This window comes from Leucobacter sp. USHLN154, from assembly GCF_037145595.1.
Lineage (GTDB): Bacteria > Actinomycetota > Actinomycetes > Actinomycetales > Microbacteriaceae > Leucobacter > Leucobacter alluvii.
The window spans coordinates 122962-142754 of the sequence record NZ_JBBCXF010000003.1 but is presented as its reverse complement, the minus strand read 5'-3'; the positions used below and the strand labels follow the sequence as shown (position 1 = coordinate 142754).

Sequence of the window (19793 nt, the reverse complement as noted above, 5' to 3'; positions counted from 1 at the left end):
GACCCTCTCAGCTCACAGGGCGATCGCTGGCTGCAGGCCGAGCGATCGGTACGCGATCGCCGCGCACCTGCTCGGCCACGGCAGCGGCGATCTGGTCTGCAGTGAGGCCAGCGTCGGCCAGCAACTCCGCACGGGAGGCGTGACCCGGGAACGCGTCGGGTGTGCCGAGTTCGCTCACCGCGGTGTCGACGCCCGCATCGCGGAGCGCTTGGCGAATGCGAGTACCGACGCCGCCGACGCGAATACCGTCTTCGATCGTGATCACCAGGCGGTGCTGCTCTGCGAGCTCGACGAGTGACCCGGAGACGGGCACGACCCAGCGTGGATCGATCACGGTGGAAGAAATGCCGTCGCGCTCCAGTTGTTCAGCCGCAGCAAGCGCAATGGAAGCCATGGGCCCCACCGCGACGAAGAGCACATCCCGGTACTCCCGTCGCGCGATCTCCGTCTCGCGGAGTACCTCGACACCGTCGTGCAGACGACGCAGCGCGGGGATGTCGTCGCCGATCGCACCCTTGGGGTAACGCAGCACTGTCGGGCCGTCGTCGATCGCGACCGCTTCGCCCAGTTCCTCCGACAGCGATTGCGCGTCGCGCGGTGCGGCGATCCTGATGCCGGGGACGACCTGCAAGGTGGCGAGGTCCCAGACGCCGTTGTGGCTCGCGCCGTCCGGGCCCGTGATTCCGGCTCGGTCGAGCACGAAGGTCACGCCGGCCCGGTGCAGTGCCACATCCATGAGGAGCTGGTCGAACGCACGGTTCATGAACGTCGCGTAGACGGCCACCACCGGGTGCAGACCACCGTATGCGAGGCCAGCAGCACTCGCCACTGCGTGCTGCTCTGCGATACCGACATCGATCACACGGCCGGGTAACCGTGATGCGAGCAGGTCGAGTCCGGTCGGCACGAGCATCGCCGCGGTGACACCGATGATGCGATCGTCTGCCTCCGCGAGGTCGAGGATGCGCTCCCTGAACACCGACGTCCAGCTCCGGCCACCCACCACTTCCACGGGTTCGCCGCTTCCGGGATCGATCTGGCCGATCGCGTGGAACTGGTCAGCGATGTCGTTCTCGGCTGGTGCGTAGCCGCGACCCTTCTCGGTGATGACGTGCACGAGGGTCGGGCGTCCGTAGCCCTTCGCCTGGCGCAGCACCTCCTCCACGGCGTGGAGATCGTGGCCGTCGACCGGTCCGAGATACTTGATGTCGAGATTCGAGTAGAGGTCCTGGTTATCGGAAGCGCGGCTGACGAACCCGCGCATCGCTCCTCGCGCCGCACGATAGACGGTGCGGCCTGGCGTCCCGAGACGGGAGAACAGCTTCTCGCTCCCCTCCTGCAGGTCGCGATAGGCGTCCTTCGAACGCACGGAGTTCAAGAACCGGGCCATGCCGCCGATCGTCGGGGCGTACGACCGTCCGTTGTCGTTCACGACGAGCACGAGGTTGCGGTCGTTGTCGTCGGTGATGTTGTTCAGCGCTTCCCAGGTCATCCCGCCCGTGAGCGCACCGTCGCCGACGACGGCGACAACGTGGCGATGCTGTTGCGAGGGGTCGGTCTCGGCGCGACGCGCGAACGCTCGGGAGATACCGTCGGCCCAGCTCAGTGAACTCGAGGCGTGCGAGCTCTCCACGATGTCGTGCTCCGACTCTGCACGCTGCGGGTAGCCGGCGAGCCCGCCGCGACTGCGCAGACCTGAGAAGTCCCGTCGACCCGTGAGCAGCTTGTGCACGTAGCTCTGATGGCCAGTATCGAAGACGATCGGGTCTCTCGGCGAGCGGAAGACGCGATGGAGCGCGATCGTGAGTTCGACGACCCCCAGGTTGGGTCCGAGGTGCCCTCCAGTGCGCGACACCGCGGCGATCAGGAACTCACGGATCTCCGCGGCGAGCAACTCGCACTCCTCGAGCGTCAGCGGGTCGAGATCACGCGGTTCTCGGATTCGATCCAGGATCGCCACCTGCCGACCTCCGTTCCGCCCGACCGGGAGGGTCAGAGCATCCCCTCAGTCTACTCGGGGGCCGCCATCCGAACTGCCGCCGCACACACTTCTGCGTCCGGGCGCTGATCGCGCACGGACGCAGAAGTGCGTTCCCGAACTAGACGAGCGAACGAAGCACGTACTGCAGGATGCCTCCGTTGCGGTAGTAATCCGCTTCACCCGGGGTGTCGATGCGAACGACCGCGTCGAAACGCAGCGAGGTGCCGTCTTCGCGCGTCGCAGTGACGGAAACCGTTCGCGGAGTCACGCCCTCGTTGAGCGCCGTGATGCCGGAGATGTCGAAGGTCTCGGTGCCGTCGAGTGCGAGGCTCTCCGCGTTCTCCCCCTCCGGGAACTGCAGCGGCAGCACGCCCATTCCGATGAGATTCGAGCGGTGAATGCGCTCGAAGCTCTCGGTGATGACGGCCTTCACGCCCAGGAGGCTGGTGCCCTTCGCTGCCCAGTCGCGAGACGAGCCCGATCCGTACTCCTTGCCGCCCAGCACCACGAGCGGAATACCAGCTGCCTGGTAGTTCTGCGACGCATCGTAGATGTACGACTTCGGGGCGCCTTCCAGCGTGAAGTCGCGCGTGAAGCCGCCTTCGACGCCGGCACCGTTGTTCTCGCTGGCGAGCAGCTGGTTGCGCAGGCGGATGTTCGCGAAGGTTCCACGAATCATCACCTCATGGTTGCCGCGCCTCGACCCGTAGGTGTTGAAGTCCTTCGGAGAGATGCCGTTCTCGACGAGGTATCGGCCCGCAGGGGTTTCGGCCCGGAAGCTGCCGGCAGGGCTGATGTGGTCGGTGGTGACCGAGTCGCCGAGCTTGGCGAGGACCCGAGCCCCCGAGATATCCGTGACCGGCGTCGGCTCGAGCTGCATGCCGTCGAAGTACGGTGCCTTCCGCACGTACGTCGACTTCTCGTCCCAGGCGAAGGTGTTGCCGTCAGGGGTCGGCAGCGACGTCCAGTGCTCATCACCGTCGAACACCGTCGCGTACTTCTCGAGGAACATGCCCGAGTCGATCGACTCGTCGGCGATCTTCTGCACCTCGACCGGGTCGGGCCAGATGTCGCGCAGGAACACATCGTTTCCGGCCTCGTCCTGGCCGAGCGCGTCGGTGTCGAAATCGAAATCCATCGTGCCGGCGAGTGAATACGCGATGACGAGCGGCGGGCTGGCGAGGTAGTTCATCTTGATGTCGGGGTTGATGCGCCCCTCGAAGTTGCGGTTGCCCGAGAGCACTGCCGTCACGGCGAGATCGTGCTCGTTGACCGCGTCGGAGATCTCCTGATTCAGCGGCCCGGAGTTGCCGATGCAGGTGACGCAGCCGTATCCGACCGTGTAGAAGCCGAGCTTCTCGAGATCGTGGTTGAGGCCGGACTTCTCGTAGTAGTCGGTGACGACCTTGGATCCCGGCGCCAGCGTGGTCTTCACCCACGGCTTCGCGCGAAGCCCGCGCGCGGCGGCATTTCGTGCGAGGACGCCGGCCGCGAGCATCACGGACGGGTTGGAGGTGTTCGTGCACGACGTGATCGACGCGAGCGTCACCGCGCCGTGATCGATCTCGAACTCGCGCCCCTGCTCGTCCTTCACCTTCGCCGGGTTCGCTGCCTGTGCGTAGTTCTTCAGGTCGGTTTCGAACTGCGACTTCGAGTTCGTCAGCTCGATGCGATCCTGCGGTCGCTTCGGGCCCGCGATGGACGAAACGACGGTGCTGAGATCGAGCTCGAGGTACTCGCTGAACTCAGGCTCGCGAGACGGATCGTGCCACATGCCCTGCGCCTGCGTGTACGCCTTGACGAGCTCGATCTGATCCTCGGGTCGCCCCGTGAGTCGCATGTAGTCGAGCGTGACATCGTCGACGGGGAACATCGCGGCCGTCGAGCCGAACTCCGGGCTCATGTTGCCGATGGTCGCGCGATTGGCGAGCGGCACGGACCCGACGCCTTCGCCGTAGAACTCCACGAACTTGCCGACAACGCCGTGCTTGCGCAGCATCTGAGTGATGGTGAGCACCACGTCAGTCGCGGTGACGCCTGCAGGGATCTGGCCGGAGAGCTTGAACCCGACGACGCGCGGGATGAGCATCGAGATCGGCTGGCCGAGCATCGCGGCCTCGGCCTCGATGCCGCCGACGCCCCAGCCGAGCACGCCGAGGCCGTTCTCCATCGTGGTGTGCGAGTCGGTCCCGACGCAGGTGTCGGGGTAGGCGAACAGCTCGCCATCGATCTCGCGAGTGAAGGTCACTCGCGCGAGGTACTCGATGTTGACCTGGTGCACGATACCGGTTCCGGGCGGAACGACCTTGAACTCATCGAAGGCGCCCTGACCCCAGCGGAGGAACTGGTAGCGCTCGCCGTTGCGCTGGTACTCGATCTCGACGTTGCGCGCCGCGGCGTCAGCCGTGCCGTACACGTCGGAGATCACGGAGTGATCGATCACCATCTCGGCCGGAGCCAGCGGGTTGATCTGGTCGGGCCTGCCACCCAGATCGACGACCGCCTCGCGCATCGTGGCGAGGTCGACGACGCAGGGCACACCCGTGAAGTCCTGCATGATGACGCGAGCCGGGGAGAACTGGATCTCGGTGTCGGGCTGCGCTGCAGGATCCCAGTTGCCGAGCGCCTCAATGTGCGCGCGCGTGACGTTGGCGCCGTCTTCCGTGCGGAGGAGGTTCTCCAGCAGCACTTTCAGGCTGTACGGCAGCCGCTCATGACCGGGGACCTGGTCGATTCGGTAGATCCCGTATTCCTTCTCGCCGACGGCGAGGGTGCTCTTCGCTTCGAAGCTGTTGACGGCTCCCATTGAGCTCCTCCAATGTGTCTCGATGTCAAGATAATTCTACACCCGAGTCGGCCGTGGAGGATGTCAGGTGCGCGGGGTGTTTTGCCCAGTGCTCGCGCCAATTTCGTCATCGGATTCATCTGATGATCGCGTCAGCTTGCTGAGCACCATCCAGGTGAAGACGACCACGAGTGCGAACAGCGGCACCCCCATCACGAGCCGAGCGATTCCGAGGGCGTCGGTCGCGGCGATACCGTCCGGCTCGCGCGCTGCGAAGTAGAGAGGCACCTGGACGGCGAGGCGCGCGATGAAGAGCCCGCTCCACAGCAGGGTGAGCCACATCGCCACCCGCTTCAGGGTGCGGTCGCGCCGCCATCCGGTGAGGTCGCCCCGAAGCGCTCCGAGGGCGACGCCGACGAGCGGCCATCCGATCGCCATCGAGATGAGCAGGCCCGCCGACCACGCGATGTTCGTGATGAACCCCGGAACGTAGTAGTCGGCGCCCCGGCCCGTGAGAAGCGTCGCCACGACAGCGATCGCAACGCCGGCGGCGCCGGAGAAGACGGAGACGAGAGGCTCGCGCCGGATGAGACGCACGACGACAGCGACGAGCGCGAGAGCGGCTGGGGCGATCGCTGAGACTCGCGCATCCCGGGTGAAGATGAAGATGACGAGGAAGAGCAGACCGGGTACGAGCGTCTCCGCGACTCCACGCCAGCCGCCGATCGCGTCGAGCACACCTCGACCCGAGAGCGACTCCCCTGACATACCGGCACGCACGGTGCGCCCGAGTGCACCCCCGAATGCCGAGGATTCGGCCGCACCAGCGCCTCCGGCATCGGGCTCCGATGCCGGAGGCGTCAGCGGTGTTCGATGATCGGCCCCAGCGCCGTCGAACCGCTCCTCCGCAGAGCCGCGCCCGGTGTCGTTCACACCGGGAGCGTTCCGGCGGGAGGCGCCTGTCGCTGGCCCTGGACGCCCGCGGGAACCTTCAGCTGCAGCAGTTCGCTCGGCGGCATCGGCTGTTCACCTCGCACGACGACGAGTTCGCGGAACAGCTCGATCACGCGTTCGCGCGCCTCAGCATCGAGTGCCGCCTTGCCCATGATCACTCCGCGAAGCATCCACCTCGGCCCATCGACCGCGACGAAACGGGCGACGCGCGTTCCCCCTTGATCTCCAGGGGCGGGGGTCTTGACGAGGAGCTCCGGACCGAGCACCCCGTGCTCCTCGGAGACAGTGCCGCCCTGCGACGTCATCTGCTGAGTCAATTCCGCTCGCACCGGGCCCCAGAGCCCCGTCTTCTTCGGAGCGGCGAATGCCTGCACCTGCAGCAATGATTCCGCGTACTCGAGCGACACCGCGATCACGCGATTCGCACGTTCGTCCACCTCGAGCCGCAGCTGCAGACCTTCGCGCGGAGCGACCTTGATGCCGCCGAGGTCGACGTAGGGACGCATCGCCGGAACCTCTGCTGCGTCGAACGGGCCCGCGGTATCGCGGTCGGAGGGCGCTGACTTCGCATCGTCGACGACGTCCGCCGTCCGTTCGCTCAATTCGACTTCGTCAGCGGAGCCCTGCTCCGGCGTCTGCGATTCGCTCATAGTTGCTACTCCTTGATCTAGACCGCGGGGGTCGAACGCTTTCGGCGGCCATCCGCCTCGGTTGGGCGGGGTGCATCGCTCACGCCGGTGGACCCGAACCCTGCAGCGCCGCGCTCGCTCGACGGCAGTTCAGCGACCGGCACGAATACCGCGCGGGTCACGGGCATCACGATCAGCTGGGCGATTCGATCGCCCTCGGCGACGGCGAAGCGCTCCGACCGATCGGTGTTCAGCAGCGTCACTTTGATCTCGCCCCGGTACCCGGCATCGACCGTTCCGGGCGAGTTCACGACGGTGATGCCGTGCTTCGCCGCCAAACCGCTCCGTGGGACCACGAACGCGGCGTATCCATCGGGAAGAGCGATCGACACGCCCGTGCCGATGAGGGCGCGCTCCCCCGGTCCGAGTTCGACGGCCTCAGCCGCGCGCAAGTCAGCGCCCGCATCGTTGGCGTGGGCGTAGTGCGGCGGAAGATCCGCCACGATCGGTACTTCAACCACATCAGTCACCAGCTCAGGCTAGCGGATTCCTCCGTGCATGCGTACAGGCGAGCAGTCGCGGAGCACTCTCCGAAGCGGGCCGCGGGATAATGGAGGGTATGACCCGAGACCCCAGCACCGTCACACCCACCACGACGTATCGGGAGCGGCTTCTTCCTGGCGTAAGCCTCTTCATCGCGCTGGTGCTGGTGATACCCGCGGTGGCGCTGGTACTCACCCCGATCAACGCGCAGTGGGCGATCCCGACGGGCGTCGCCGTGTACGTGATCCTGGCAGTGACATTCCTGCTCCTGAGCCCGTCGATCACCGTGGAGAATGGCCGATTGGTCGCAGGACGCGCCGAGATCCCGGTCGCGCTCCTCGGCGACATCGAGTTGCTGGGCGCCGAACGGTTGAAGGCCGCCATCGGCCCGGGCAGCGACGCGCGGAACTACCTGCTGCTGCGCGGATGGATCCATCGGGGCGTGCGGATCGCCAACGTCGACCCGGCCGATCCCGCTCCGCACTGGATCCTCACGAGCCGCCACCCGCAAAAACTCGCAGACGCGATCACTGCCGCCCGCGCGGAGTGAGTCGCCGCAGCCTCTGCCCGCTGCAATACGAACGGCCGCCCCTCCTCGACGGAAGGGCGGCCGTTCTCGCGAGCCGCGGATTCGCGGCTCAGCTGGAGCAGTCTGGTGCGGTGGCGTCAGCCGCGAATGCCTGAATCGCGATGCGATTCAGTTGGAGCATTCACGGCACACCGGGCCGAGGTCGGTCTCGTGATCGATCTGCGAGCGGTGGCGCACCAGGAAGCAGCTCACGCAGGTGAACTCGTCGTCCTGCTGCGGAAGCACGATGACGTCGAGTTCGACGTCGGAGAGGTCGTTCCCACCGAGGTCGAAACTCGGGTTGTCAGCGTCATCGGAGTCGAGGCCCGACGCGCCCTTTGCCGGCCCGCGCTCCTTCAACGCCTCGATCGACTCGGCGTCTTCTTCAGTCTTGCGCGGGGCGTCGTAATCCGTGGCCATTCTCTCCTGCGTTCCCGGGCCGGTATGTCGGCACCTTATCCTTCGAGCGGCCATAGTCTGCCGCACGATGCACTTCTCGCGCAAACCCTTGCTCCGAAAGTTCTCTGAGCGCGAAGTTTCGGCCTCCCCCGTTTCGCCACGCGCCGCATCAATCCCCGCAAGAGGCCGTTCCGTGTGACACTCTGGGTCGCGACTCACGAAGGGATGCGCCGATGGACGAACTGCGCTTTGTGCGCCGAGATGACCGGTCGCTGATCGTCGCCAACGACGCTGGCGACGAGTTCCGCTTCGTCGTGGACGAGGCCGCGTTGAGCGAACTCCGCCACCTCGCGCGTCGGGAGCGCCAGCCGGGCAAAGTCGGGCCGCGCGAGATCCAATCGTTGATCCGCGCCGGGAAGACCCGCGCGCAGGTCGCCTCGGAGACCGGGCTCGACGATGCGGACATCGAGCGCTACGAGGAGCCGGTGCTCGCCGAGCGCCGATACATCCTGGAACGCGCTCACGCGGTTCCCGTTCGTACTGAGGCCAACGACGACGGAGATCAGCGGTTCGGGGCAGTCATAGCGGAGCGCCTCGCCGCTCTCGGTTCGGAGACCAGCGAGTGGTCGTCCTGGCGAGATGAGGAGCGCGGCTGGATGGTCAGCCTCGAATTCGCCTCCCATGATGTCGGGCACCGCGCGGTGTGGACGTTCGATCATCGCAAGAGCGTGCTGTCTCCGATCAACCCGGATGCGGTGAATCTCTCGAAGCAGGGCGACGTCGGCGAGCGACTGATTCCCAAGCTCCGCGCCGTGGACACGGCGGAGCGCTCCGGTCGATTCGACTCGGGCGCTTTCGACGCCGAAGGCCTGCCGAGCGATGGCGACGATGAGGGTCGGCCCGAAGACGAAGGAGCTCGGGAGACGAGTGACGAGGCGACGTCGTCGCCCGCCGACCCGAACGTCGAATTCGCGCGGCGGCGGGAGATCGACCAGCGCGCAATCTCGTCGGATGCCGAGGCTCCCGCCGATCTCAGTCAGACCGCCGACCTGCTCGATGCGCTGCGAAAGCGGCGCGGCGAGCGTGATCAGGGAAAACGCCAGGAAGCCGATCCCAGCCCCGAGCTGCAACCGCAGGAGCTCGATCTCGCGGCGCTCGGCAACTCGGAAGCCGACGGTGGGTCGGGATCTGGCGCCGCACCCGATCCCGCTCGCGGCGAGCGTGCGCAACCGACCCGCACCCCGGAGCCCGCGTCGGATGCGCCCCCGGCTCCCCGGAGCATCTGGAGCACCGCTGGCGTCTCCGGAACGCCGTCTCGAACGGTCACGCCGGCTCCCACTCCGCCCGAATCATCGGCGGAGGCGCCGGAGGCCGAGCGCACCACGAAAAAGGGTCGCGCCTCGATCCCGAGCTGGGATGACATCCTGTTCGGAACGCGCAGCGACGAAGACCCCGCGAACTGACCGGCGGTCGCGCGGCCCTGCCGGTCGACCGCCGTCGCGCCCGGATCGGCCCGGTTATGCTCGGCGCGCCGCGGCCTGAACGCTCGCTCCGAATGACGAACCCGCGAGAGCTCCGCCGAGGGCGAGCGGCACTCCGCGCTCTTCGTCAGTGAACGATCCGTGCTGGCCGACCATGGAGAGCACGCGGGCATCCTCGGTACTCGTGAAGTAGGCGACCTGCTTGCGGGCTGCGATCAGCACGTCACCGAGACGCGGGGCAACATCAGACCGCACGGGCCCGAAACTGCCGGCGGCGATCGCCTCTGCGCGTGTGCCGACCCACGCCCGGTTGCCCTCGGCTCGTTGCCACGCCGCTGCGAGGGCGTCGGCGTCGACGCCCTCGTGCAGGTAGAGGGATCGGAAGCGCGGCTCGCCCCCGATCGCCGCAACGCCTTCGAGCAGATCGGGATCCGCCTCGAGCATCACCTGCTGGTGCGGTGCGATGTCCACCATTCCATGGTCGGCGGTCAGAGCTACCCCGACCTGGCCAGGAATGCTGCGCAAGAATCCCTCGAGCGAGGCGTCGAACTGCTCGAGGCGCCGCCCCCACTGCTCGCTCTGCCAGCCGTGCTCGTGGCCGGCCTTGTCGAGTTCGTCGATGTACAGGTAGACGATCGCGGGGGCGTCTTCGCGAAGCACCCGCGACGCGATGGCGAACCTGTCCTCGATTCGCTGACCGCCGAGGTATTCGGCGCCCGTGAGAATGGCCTCCGTCAATCCTCCCGATGCATGAGCGGGTCGGCCGATCGCGACGGCACGCGCACCGATCGATGCGGCGTGCGTCAACAGCGGTGTGGCGTGCTGCCAGGAGGATCGCTCCTCGATGCCATCCCAATCACGGAGCGTCGTGACGAGACCGAGTTCCGGGTGCCGAATGCGGTACCCGATCAAGCCGTGGTCACCGGGAAGGCGCCCGGTGAGCAGCGTGGTGAGCGCCGCCCCCGTCGTCGACGGAGCCACCGTCTCGATCCGTTTGCGCGGGAGTCTGGCGAGGGCGGGAGCGTGGCCGGCGCGAGCCGAGAGGTTCGCACTGCCGAGACCGTCCACCACGATCATCACGAACGATCGGAGTGCGGGAAGCTGCTCGGAATCCGCATAGTGCAGCTGCGGCGGGAGTGGGGCCGCAAGGCCTCGCGCGACCGCGGCGAGGCCGCTTGGCAGAATCGCGGCAAGCCTCGCGCCGTTGTCGGCGGTCGTCGGTAGCATGAAATCCATTATGACCGACCCCCGCAGTACGTCCGCCGGCACACCGGACGCGTCCCACGAACTCGCCGGTGAGCGCATCGAAGATATCGACATCCTGCAAGAGATGGAAGGGTCGTTCCTCGAGTACGCCTATTCCGTCATCTACTCGCGGGCACTTCCCGACGCGCGCGATGGCTTGAAACCCGTGCAGCGACGCATTCTGTACATGATGCAAGACATGGGTCTGAGGCCGGAGAAGGGGCACGTCAAGTCCGCGCGCGTCGTCGGCGAGGTGATGGGAAAGCTGCACCCGCACGGCGACTCCTCGATCTACGACGCGCTCGTGAGGCTCGCCCAGGGGTTCGCCATGCGACTCCCGCTCGTCGACGGCCACGGCAACTTCGGGTCGCTCGACGACGGGCCTGCGGCCTCGCGGTACACCGAGGCGCGCCTTGCGGGAGCAGCGCTCGCGATGACGGAATCGCTCGACGAGAACGTCGTCGACTTCGTACCGAACTACGACAGCCAGTTGCTGCAGCCCGAGGTGCTGCCCTCTGCGGTTCCCAACCTGCTCGTGAACGGAGCGAGTGGGATCGCGGTCGGAATGGCCACGAACCTCGCCCCGCACAACCTCATCGAGGTCGTCGACGGGGCCAAGCACCTCCTGCGACACCCCGATGCGACCGTCGATGAACTCATGGAGTACATCCCCGGCCCCGACCTGCCCGGCGGCGGCACCATCGTGGGTCTCGACGGCGTGAAAGACGCGTATCGCACGGGCCGCGGCGCGTTCCGCACGCGCGCGAAGGTGGCCGTCGAGCAGCTCGCTCCTCGACGCACCGGACTCGTGGTGACCGAACTCCCGTATCTCGTCGGTCCTGAGCGCGTCATCGAGAAGATCAAGCAGGGCGTAGAGGGCAAGAAGCTCTCGGGTATCTCAGACGTCGCGGACCTCACCGATCGCAAGAACGGGCTCCGGCTCGTCATCACGCTGAAGACCGGCTTCTCCCCCGAAGCAGTGCTCGAACAGCTGTTCCGATACACCCCGCTGGAAGATTCGTTCAGCATCAACTCCGTCGCACTCGTTGAGGGGCAGCCGCAGACGCTCGGGCTTCGAGAGATGCTCCGAGTGTTCCTCGACCACCGCATCTCCGTCGTGACGCGTCGCTCCGAGTACCGGCTGATGAAGCGGCGCGAGCGCCTGCACCTCGTCGAAGGCATGCTCATCGCGATCCTCGACATCGATGAGGTCATTCAGCTCATCCGCACCAGCGATGACGCGGAATCTGCGCGCTCGAGGCTGATGCAGGTCTTCGAGCTGTCCGAGGCGCAAGCCGAGTACATTCTCGAACTGCGGCTGCGCCGACTGACCAAATTCTCGCGTGTCGAGCTCGAAGCCGAACGCGATGAGTTGCAGGCTGAGATCGATCGCCTGCTCGCCATTCTGGGTGATCAGGATCGCCTGCGCGACGTCGTCGCCCAGGAGATGGACGAGGCAGCGGAAGCCTTCGGCACCCCGCGTCGCACAGTGCTCACGGGCGCAGTCCTTCGCCCGACCCGCACGGCGTCGACGGCGGCCTCGCTCGAGGTCGCCGATACCCCGTGCACGGTTCTCCTTTCCGTGACCGGTCGCGCGCTCCGGATCGACCGAGATCCCGATGCGCCCAGCGCCATTCGCCCCGCGCCCCGGGCGACGAAGCACGGCGCCGTGCTCACCGCTCTCGAAGGCACCGTCCGCGGTGAGATGGGAGCCATTCTCTCCGACGGGACGCTGCACCGCTTCACCCCGGTGGATCTGCCGCTGGTTCCCGCGGCGAGCATAGCGTTCTCGGCCGGAGCGAAGCTCCTCGATTACATCGGCGTCACCGACAAGCACCTCAAGGTGGTCGGGGTACTCCCCCTCGAATCGGATACGCCGGTCGGAATCTTCACCCGACAGGGCATCGTGAAGCGCGTGCTGCTGACGGATCTCCCGGCGAAACCGTCCTTCGAGGTCATCGGCGTGAAGTCGGGTGACGCCGTGGTCGCAGCGTTCGCCGCGCCCGACGACACGGAGATCGCGGCCGTGTCGAGCGATGCGCAGTTGCTGCGCTTCCCGGCGACAGCCGTGCGTCCGCAGGGGCGCCCCGCCGCGGGCATGGCAGGGATGCGGCTCTCGCCCGAAGCGCGTGTCGTCTTCGCCGGGGCTGTGCCTGAGGGCGCTGAGGCGCGCGTCGTGACCGTCGCGGATAGCTCGATCACGCTTCCCGGCACCGACGTCGCCACGGCGAAGGTCTCGGATTGGGCTGAGTTTCCGGCCAAGGGCCGTGCGACGGGCGGAGTCAGGGCCCAGCGCTTCCTCAAATGGGAAGACCAGATCGCCTGCGCCTGGGTCGGCACGGGCGAGCCGCGCGCGCTCGCCTCGGACGGCACGGCCCGGAAGCTTCCGACGGAGCTGGGCAAGCGCGATGGATCTGGCCAGCCCATCGACGGGTCCGCGGCGTACGTCGGAGTCGCTCCGTAGGGTGCGGAGGCGCCTCAGCGCTCGAAGGCGCAGTTCGTGCCCTTCCGCACACGCAGCGGAGCGCGAACTGCGCTTTCCGTGCTCTCAAGGGTCTGAGCAGAGCGCGAAAGGAGGTCTCGGCGCGATAGAGCGCTAGAGCGCTATGGATAGAGCGATAGAGCGCTATGGATAGAGCAATAGAGCGCTAGGCGTCGATGCGCTCCCGATCGAGATCGTCGGCGTTCTCGATGATGAACTCCTTGCGGGGAGCGACCTCGTTGCCCATCAGCAACTCGAAGATCTGAGATGCTGCATGCGCGTCTTCGACGCGCACTCGCCGGAGTGCCCGGTGCTCCCGATCCATGGTCGTCTCAGCGAGCTGATCCGCATCCATCTCACCGAGACCCTTGTACCGCTGAATCGGCTCCAGATACTTCTTGCCCCGCTTCTTGAGATCTGCAAGAAGCGTCGTCAGCTCTCGCTCGCTGTAGGTGTAAATCACATCATTCGGCTTGCGTCCGGCGTTCTGCACGATGACGCGGTGCAGAGGCGGCACGGCTGCGTACACGCGCCCCGCCTCGAGCATGGGGCGCATGTAGCGGAAGAACAAGGTCAGGAGGAGCGTTCGGATGTGCGCGCCGTCGACATCCGCGTCGCTCATGAGAATGACCTTGCCGTACCGAGCGGATTCCAGTTCGAAGTCTCGGCCCGACCCCGCGCCGATGACTTTGATGATGGCGCCGCACTCGGCGTTGCTCAGCATCTCCGCGACCGAGGCTTTCTGAACGTTGAGGATCTTACCGCGAATCGGGAGGAGGGCCTGGAACTCGCTGTCACGGGCCGGGCGCGCCGTGCCCAGAGCGCTGTCGCCCTCCACGATGAAGAGTTCGGTCTCAGCGACGGTCTTCGACCGGCAGTCGATGAGTTTCGCCGGCAGCGAGGAGCTCTCGAGCGAACTCTTGCGACGCGCGGTGTCGCGCTGCGCTCGCAACGCGATCCTCGCCTTCATCTCAGAGACCATCTTCTCGAGCAATGCGCTCGTCTGGGTCTTATCGGGCTTCTTCGTCGATTCGTAGCGCGCGGTGAGTCCCTGCACGATCGCCTTCGAGACGATGGCGCGCACGGCCGCGGTGCCGAGCACCTCTTTCGTCTGCCCCTCGAACTGCGGCTCCGGAACGCGCACCGTCACGACCGCCGTGAGACCGGTGAGGATGTCGTCTTTGTCGGGCTTGTCGCTGCCCGCCTTCAGCTTGCGCGCGTTGACCTCGATCTGCTTGCGGAAGAACTTGGTGAGTCCCTGCTCGAAGCCGGCCAGATGGGTGCCTCCCTTCGGCGTCGCGATGATGTTGACGAAACTCTGGATCTCCGTGTCGTACCCGGTTCCCCAGCGCAGCGCCACGTCGACTTCGCATTCCCGTTCGACCTCTCGCGAGACGAGGTGCCCGCTCTTCTCGTCCATCACCGGCACGGTCTCCGTGAATTTGCCGGTGTCGGTGATACGCCAGGTGTCGGTCAGCGGCGTATCGACGGCGAGGAAGTCCACGAACTCGGAGAGACCGCCCTCGTACGCGAAGCGGTGCACGGGAGCATGCCCGTCCTCGCCCAGCGATTCAGCTCGCTCGTCCGTGATCTCGATGGCGAGGCCGGGCACCAGGAAGGCGGTCTGGCGCGCGCGGGCGACCAGTGACTCCGGCTCGAATCGCGCTGAGGACAGAAAGATCTGGGGATCGGCCCAATATCGCACGCGGGTTCCGGTGATGCCGCGCTTGACCTTACCAGCGACCCGCAACTCCGACGACTCTTCGAACGGAGTGAACGGGCTGTCGGGCCCGTCGCCCGCGAATACGCCCGGTTCACCGTGGCGGAAGGACATCGCCCAAGTCTTGCCGTCGCGGTCGACCTCCACATCGAGCCGCGACGAGAGCGCGTTCACGACCGACGCGCCGACGCCGTGCAGGCCGCCGGAGGAGGCGTACCCTCCGCCGCCGAACTTGCCGCCCGCGTGCAACTTCGTGAACACGAGCTCGACTCCGCTCAACCCGCTCTTCGGCTCGATATCGACCGGGACGCCACGGCCGTTGTCGGTGACGGTCACGCTGCCGTCGTCGTGGAGCGTGATCCCGATCTCATCGCCGTGCCCCGCGAGAGCCTCATCGACCGAGTTGTCGATGATCTCCCAGAGGCAGTGCATGAGCCCGCGCGAATCGGTCGTGCCGATGTACATGCCGGGTCGCTTGCGGACCGCTTCGAGCCCTTCGAGTACCGTCAGGTGCCGCGCGGAATAGTTGGAATCTGCCACTGCTCAGATCTCCTCAGGTTGATGACGGCTCAACACTAGGGCACGCCGCCGACACTCAGTCGGAGGTGCCCCGGCGAGTGAGCGGGTGGACGAGTCGGATACGCGGTCAGCGAACCCGCGAGCACGAATGGGGGGATTCCGAGCAGAGCGTGCTTGGATGGTCACGAAGTGAATGAAGATGAAGAGGAGGTTGCCATGACGACACTCGAGCAGGAGCGCACCGATGAGGTCGAATCCGCGGATCGTCCCCTGAGCGCGCTGGATCGCTGTGACAGCTGCGGCGCGCAGGCATACGTCCGAGTGCTGCTGGGCGGGAGCGAGCTGCTGTTCTGCGCGCACCACGCCAACAAGCACGAGCCGAAGCTCCGCCCGATGGCGGAGGCCTGGCACGACGAGACCCACAAGCTCAACGCATAAGCTGCGTGATCGAGAAGGCCCCCGGTGATGTTCTCCATCACCGGGGGCCTTTTCCGTGCTCGCTCGCTCAGTCGAGGTAATCGCGCAGCTGCTGGCTCCGCGACGGGTGGCGCAGTTTCGCCATCGTCTTCGACTCGATCTGACGAATTCGCTCGCGAGTGACGCCGAAGGTGTCGCCGATCTGATCAAGCGTCTTCGGCATGCCGTCTCCCAGGCCGAAGCGCATGCGGATCACGCCCGCCTCGCGCTCCGACAACGAATCCAACAGCTGCTCGAGCTGCTGCTGCAGCATGGTGAAGCCCACCGCGTCAGCCGGCACGACGGCCTCGGTGTCTTCGATCAGGTCGCCGAACTCGCTGTCGCCGTCCTCGCCCAGCGGAGTGTGCAGGGAGATCGGCTCGCGCCCGTACTTCTGCACCTCGACGACCTTCTCAGGCGTCATGTCCAGCTCGCGGCTCAGCTCTTCCGGCGTGGGTTCGCGTCCCAGGTCCTGGAGCATCTGCCGCTGCACGCGGGCGAGTTTGTTGATGACCTCGACCATGTGGACCGGGATGCGGATGGTGCGCGCCTGATCCGCCATCGCGCGGGTGATCGCCTGGCGGATCCACCACGTCGCGTACGTCGAGAACTTGAAGCCCTTGGTGTAGTCGAACTTCTCGACCGCACGGATGAGCCCGAGGTTGCCTTCCTGAATGAGGTCCAGGAACTGCATACCGCGACCGGTGTACCGCTTCGCGAGGGAGACAACGAGACGCAGGTTCGCGCCGAGCAGGTGGCTCTTCGCGCGCTGCCCGTCGCGGGCGACCCACTTGAGCTCGCGTTCGAGCTTCTTCGGGAGGCCCTTCTCCGTCGAGAGCTTCTCCTCCGCGAACAGCCCTGCCTCGATGCGCATGGCCAGCTCGACTTCTTCGGCCGCGTTGAGCAACGCGACCTTGCCGATCTGCTTGAGGTAGTCCTTGACGGGGTCGGCGGTCGCGCCGGGAATCGCCGTCGTGATCGTGGGAACGTCTTCTTCGTCCCGAGCCTTGAGCACGATCGCGCCCGTCGGCAGCGGTTCGGTTACGGCCGGAGCGGGCTTTTCCTCTTCGGCTGACTCGGCCTCTTCGTCGACGTCGGGAGCGTCGAGGTCGATCTCATCGGCCTCGCTCTTCTTGGTCGCGCGCTTCGTCTTCGTCGCGGCCGGCTTCTTCGCCGCAGCTGGCTTCTTCGCCGCCGTGGTCTTCTTCGCCGCCGCCTTCTTGCGCGGAGCCGCCGCGGTTTCGGTCACTTCACCGACCTCCTCGGTCTCGACAGCCTTCTTCTTCGCATCCGCAGTGGACGCTCGAGTTGTGGTCGTGGTTGCAGTTGCCACGCAGCCGCCTCTCTCATCTCAGATTTCGGCCTGTGCCGCCGACGAAAACCGTCAGCGAGTGCTCACAGCATGAAAACCCATGTCAAGCCCGGCGTATTCCCGCGGAACGGAAATTGCGACCGGATTGCATGGGCAGCACCTCAATTATTGCACGTCCACCACGAAGTTCTTGTCACGCGCGTCGCAAAGTGATATTTACCCGCATTCACATCACTTCACGGGCGCGTCGTCGTCCCCGCCACGGCGCCGATGCTCGGCGAGATAGCGTTCGAGCTCACTCGCCAGCTGATCGGCAGTCGGGATCGAGCCGTCCTCCGAGACCAGAGGCGAGCGCGGGCTCTGATCCTCCATGTACGCGTCGTAGCGCTGCTCGAGCGTGCGCACCATCTCCGTCGACTCGTCGTTCTCAGCGATCTGGGTGTCCACCTGCGCGTTGAACTGACGGGCGAGGCGCCGCACGTCATCCGTCGGAAGTATCAGACCGGTCGCCGCCATGATGCCGTCGAGCGCGGCGAAGAGCGCGTCGGGGTACTCAGTATTGGCGAGGTAATGCGGGATGAGGAGGGCGAAGCCCGCCACCTCCTCCCCGAGGCTGTGCAACCGGTACTCGAGCACATGGGACGCCGAAGCGGAGAGCTTCGTCGTGGGCTTCCACACGGAGCGCGCCTCGATGAGGTCGTCTCGCGACCCGCTCACCGTCGTCGAGATCGGCCGGGTGTGGGGCACCGGCATCGGGATCGCGTGCGACCACACCGTGATGGACACCTCGAACTCGTGCACGAGCAGCAGCACGGTGTCGATGAACTGCTCCCACCTGAAGTCGGGCTCGTACCCGCTGAGCAGCAGGAAGGGTGCCCCGAGTTCGTCGTGCAGCAGGGAGAGCGTCAGCTCTTCGGGAGCGTAATCGACGAAGTGATCCTCGTCGAAGGTGATGACGGGCCGCCGAGCGCGGTAGTCGAGCAGCAGGTCGGCGTTGAATCGCACCAGTTCCTCAGGCCCGCAGTGCTCCCAGAGGTACTCCTCGAGTTGCGCGATGGCGCCGCCGGCGTCCGTGAGGCCCTGCATCGCAACGACGAGCGGGAGCCCGCGAGGAACCCGAGCGCGGCGCTCGGCGTAGTCAGCGGAAAAGATCGATTCGGTCACTGTTCCATCCTACGAACGCCGCGCGCTCTGCCGGCGGTTTCGGTCACGCCCACAGCGAAACGACCCGCATGGCACCACGCACTCACAGGTGTAGTCTGGACAAGGCGCGCCCGGCATCTCATGGGCGCCCTTCACATTGCGAGCTTTCCGAGGGAGACCCCACTTGGCCGATCAGCAGTTTGACATCGTAGTACTCGGCGGCGGCAGCGCCGGCTATGCGGCGGCGATCCGCGCGACGCAGCTGGGATACAGCGCCGCGGTCATCGAGAAAGACAAACTCGGCGGCACCTGCCTGCACCGCGGTTGCGTGCCGACGAAGGCGCTCCTGCACTCGGCAGAGATCGCGGATGCGGCCCGCGATGGCGAGGCGTACGGAGTCAAATCGAGCGTCGCCGGAATCGACATCGAGGGCGTCACGCGCTTCCGCGAGAAGCTCGTCGCCAGCAAGTACAAGGGCCTGCAGGGCCTGCTCAAGGCCAACAAGATCACCGTCATCGAGGGCGAAGGCAAGCTCGTCGCCGCCGATGCGGTGCAGGTCGGCTCGGATCGCATCGTCGGGAAGCACATCGTGCTGGCGACCGGCTCCTTCTCCCGATCGCTCCCCGGTCTCGACATCGAAGGCCGCGTCATCACCAGCGAGCAGGCGCTCGAGCTGCACGAGATTCCGAAGCGCGTAGCGATCCTCGGCGGTGGCGTGATCGGCGTCGAGTTCGCGAGCGTCTGGAAGTCGTTCGGCGCGGAGGTGACCATCATCGAGGGTCTGCCCCACCTCGTCCCGAACGAGGAAGAGTCGATCTCGAAGCAGCTGGAGCGCGCCTTCCGCAAACGCGGCATCGACTTCAAGCTCGGCGTGCGGTTCAAGTCGGTCTCGCAGGACGCCGACAGCGTGACGATCAGGCTCGAAGACGGTGCGACGATCGATGCCGACTACCTTCTCGTCGCCGTGGGTCGAGGCCCGGTCACGCAGGGCCTCGGTTTCGAGGAGGTCGGAGTCGAGATGGATCGCGGTTTCGTGCTCGCCAACGAGCGGCTGGAGACCAACGTTCCCGGCGTGTACGCGATCGGTGACATCGTGCCGGGCCTGCAGCTCGCGCATCGCAGCTACCAGCAGGGCGTCTTCGTCGCCGAGCAGATCGCGGGGCTCAACCCCGTGACTGTGCTGGATGCGAACGTCCCGAAGATCACCTACTGCGATCCCGAGGTTGCGTCGGTGGGGCTGACCGAAGCCAAGGCGAAAGAGCAGTACGGGGAGGATCAGGTCACGACCTACGAGTACAACCTCGCCGGCAACGCGAAGAGCTCGATCCTCGGCACCGCCGGAAGCGTCAAGGCCGTGCGGGTCAACGACGGGCCAGTCGTGGGCGTCCACATGATCGGCGCACGCGTCGGTGAACTCGTCGGAGAAGCGCAGCTCATCGTGAACTGGGAGGCGTACCCGGAAGACGTGGCGCCGTTCGTCCACGCACACCCGACGCAGAACGAGACCATCGGCGAGACGATGCTGAAGCTCGCCGGCAAGCCGCTGCACGCAATCTGAGCGCGGCGAGAAGATTGA

Annotated in this window: 15 protein-coding genes; 5 read left to right on the top strand and 10 right to left on the bottom strand. The window is 66.2% G+C overall.

The genetic code is table 11. The features are described from left to right. Positions 1-7 precede the first annotated feature (7 nt). The 5 genes from dxs to dut form a co-directional block, all read right to left on the bottom strand. On the bottom strand, positions 8-1960 hold the full coding sequence (dxs, locus tag WFH23_RS06755) for a 1-deoxy-D-xylulose-5-phosphate synthase (protein WP_336662018.1): 1953 nt from the start codon (positions 1958-1960) through the stop codon (positions 8-10). Positions 1961-2099: 139 nt separating this feature from the next. Beyond that, positions 2100-4787, bottom strand: coding sequence for an aconitate hydratase AcnA (acnA, locus tag WFH23_RS06750; protein ID WP_336662017.1), 2688 nt, complete (start codon positions 4785-4787; stop codon positions 2100-2102). A gap of 63 nt (positions 4788-4850) precedes the next feature. Next, on the bottom strand, positions 4851-5699 hold the full coding sequence (locus WFH23_RS06745) for a DUF3159 domain-containing protein (RefSeq protein WP_336662016.1): 849 nt from the start codon (positions 5697-5699) through the stop codon (positions 4851-4853). After that, the gene (locus WFH23_RS06740; RefSeq protein ID WP_090148829.1) at positions 5696-6370 is read right to left on the bottom strand and encodes a DUF3710 domain-containing protein; all 675 of its coding nucleotides are present in this window, start codon (positions 6368-6370) and stop codon (positions 5696-5698) included. The genes WFH23_RS06745 and WFH23_RS06740 overlap by 4 nt, the downstream gene beginning before the upstream one ends. Before the next feature lie 17 nt (positions 6371-6387). Continuing rightward, positions 6388-6879, bottom strand: a complete 492-nt coding sequence (gene dut, locus WFH23_RS06735) for a dUTP diphosphatase (RefSeq protein ID WP_336662015.1) — start codon at positions 6877-6879, stop codon at positions 6388-6390. A gap of 89 nt (positions 6880-6968) precedes the next feature. Between dut and WFH23_RS06730 the strand changes: the two genes are divergently transcribed. After that, on the top strand, positions 6969-7442 hold the full coding sequence (locus WFH23_RS06730) for a DUF3093 domain-containing protein (protein ID WP_234037040.1): 474 nt from the start codon (positions 6969-6971) through the stop codon (positions 7440-7442). Between the two features lie 147 nt (positions 7443-7589). On the opposite strand, the gene WFH23_RS06725 is transcribed toward WFH23_RS06730, so the two are convergent. Further along, positions 7590-7880 (bottom strand): DUF4193 domain-containing protein, encoded by a 291-nt coding sequence (locus WFH23_RS06725; protein WP_090148821.1) that lies wholly within the window; start codon positions 7878-7880, stop codon positions 7590-7592. Between the two features lie 212 nt (positions 7881-8092). Here WFH23_RS06725 and sepH point away from each other — a divergent pair, with 212 nt between their 5' ends. Beyond that, positions 8093-9322 (top strand): septation protein SepH, encoded by a 1230-nt coding sequence (gene sepH, locus WFH23_RS06720; RefSeq protein ID WP_200328912.1) that lies wholly within the window; start codon positions 8093-8095, stop codon positions 9320-9322. A 54-nt stretch (positions 9323-9376) separates the two neighbouring features. Here the strand turns inward: sepH and WFH23_RS06715 are convergent, their stop codons facing one another. Further along, positions 9377-10567 carry an alkaline phosphatase family protein gene (locus WFH23_RS06715; protein ID WP_336662014.1) on the bottom strand — a complete coding sequence of 397 codons (1191 nt, stop codon included), beginning with the start codon at positions 10565-10567 and terminating at the stop codon, positions 9377-9379. Between the two features lie 10 nt (positions 10568-10577). Between WFH23_RS06715 and WFH23_RS06710 the strand changes: the two genes are divergently transcribed. After that, entirely contained in the window at positions 10578-13049 is a 2472-nt protein-coding gene (locus WFH23_RS06710) for a DNA topoisomerase (ATP-hydrolyzing) (RefSeq protein ID WP_090148817.1), read from the top strand. A 184-nt stretch (positions 13050-13233) separates the two neighbouring features. Here the strand turns inward: WFH23_RS06710 and WFH23_RS06705 are convergent, their stop codons facing one another. Beyond that, complete coding sequence (locus WFH23_RS06705) at positions 13234-15327, bottom strand: DNA gyrase/topoisomerase IV subunit B (RefSeq protein WP_336662013.1); 2094 nt, start codon at positions 15325-15327, stop codon at positions 13234-13236. A gap of 195 nt (positions 15328-15522) precedes the next feature. On the opposite strand from WFH23_RS06705, the gene WFH23_RS06700 reads away from it, so the two are divergent. After that, positions 15523-15744: a DUF7455 domain-containing protein gene (locus tag WFH23_RS06700; protein ID WP_090148810.1), complete on the top strand. Its 222-nt coding sequence runs from the start codon at positions 15523-15525 to the stop codon at positions 15742-15744. 67 nt (positions 15745-15811) lie between these two features. On the opposite strand, the gene WFH23_RS06695 is transcribed toward WFH23_RS06700, so the two are convergent. Continuing rightward, entirely contained in the window at positions 15812-17095 is a 1284-nt protein-coding gene (locus WFH23_RS06695; RefSeq protein WP_090148806.1) for an RNA polymerase sigma factor, read from the bottom strand. 210 nt (positions 17096-17305) lie between these two features. After that, positions 17306-18238: a PAC2 family protein gene (locus WFH23_RS06690; RefSeq protein ID WP_090148803.1), complete on the bottom strand. Its 933-nt coding sequence runs from the start codon at positions 18236-18238 to the stop codon at positions 17306-17308. Positions 18239-18401: 163 nt separating this feature from the next. Between WFH23_RS06690 and lpdA the strand changes: the two genes are divergently transcribed. Further along, positions 18402-19775 (top strand): dihydrolipoyl dehydrogenase, encoded by a 1374-nt coding sequence (lpdA, locus tag WFH23_RS06685; protein ID WP_336662012.1) that lies wholly within the window; start codon positions 18402-18404, stop codon positions 19773-19775. Positions 19776-19793 lie beyond the last annotated feature (18 nt).

Excerpts from the sequence above, each read along its gene's own strand:
- acnA (WP_336662017.1), bottom strand. The coding sequence starts at position 4,787 with ATGGGAGCCGTCAACAGCTTCGAAGCGAAGAGCACCCTCGCCGTCGGC.
- WFH23_RS06740 (WP_090148829.1), bottom strand. The coding sequence starts at position 6,370 with ATGAGCGAATCGCAGACGCCGGAGCAGGGCTCCGCTGACGAAGTCGAA.
- WFH23_RS06730 (WP_234037040.1), top strand. The coding sequence starts at position 6,969 with ATGACCCGAGACCCCAGCACCGTCACACCCACCACGACGTATCGGGAG.
- WFH23_RS06725 (WP_090148821.1), bottom strand. The coding sequence starts at position 7,880 with ATGGCCACGGATTACGACGCCCCGCGCAAGACTGAAGAAGACGCCGAG.
- sepH (WP_200328912.1), top strand. The coding sequence starts at position 8,093 with ATGGACGAACTGCGCTTTGTGCGCCGAGATGACCGGTCGCTGATCGTC.
- WFH23_RS06715 (WP_336662014.1), bottom strand. The coding sequence starts at position 10,567 with ATGCTACCGACGACCGCCGACAACGGCGCGAGGCTTGCCGCGATTCTG.
- WFH23_RS06710 (WP_090148817.1), top strand. The coding sequence starts at position 10,578 with ATGACCGACCCCCGCAGTACGTCCGCCGGCACACCGGACGCGTCCCAC.
- WFH23_RS06700 (WP_090148810.1), top strand. The coding sequence starts at position 15,523 with ATGACGACACTCGAGCAGGAGCGCACCGATGAGGTCGAATCCGCGGAT.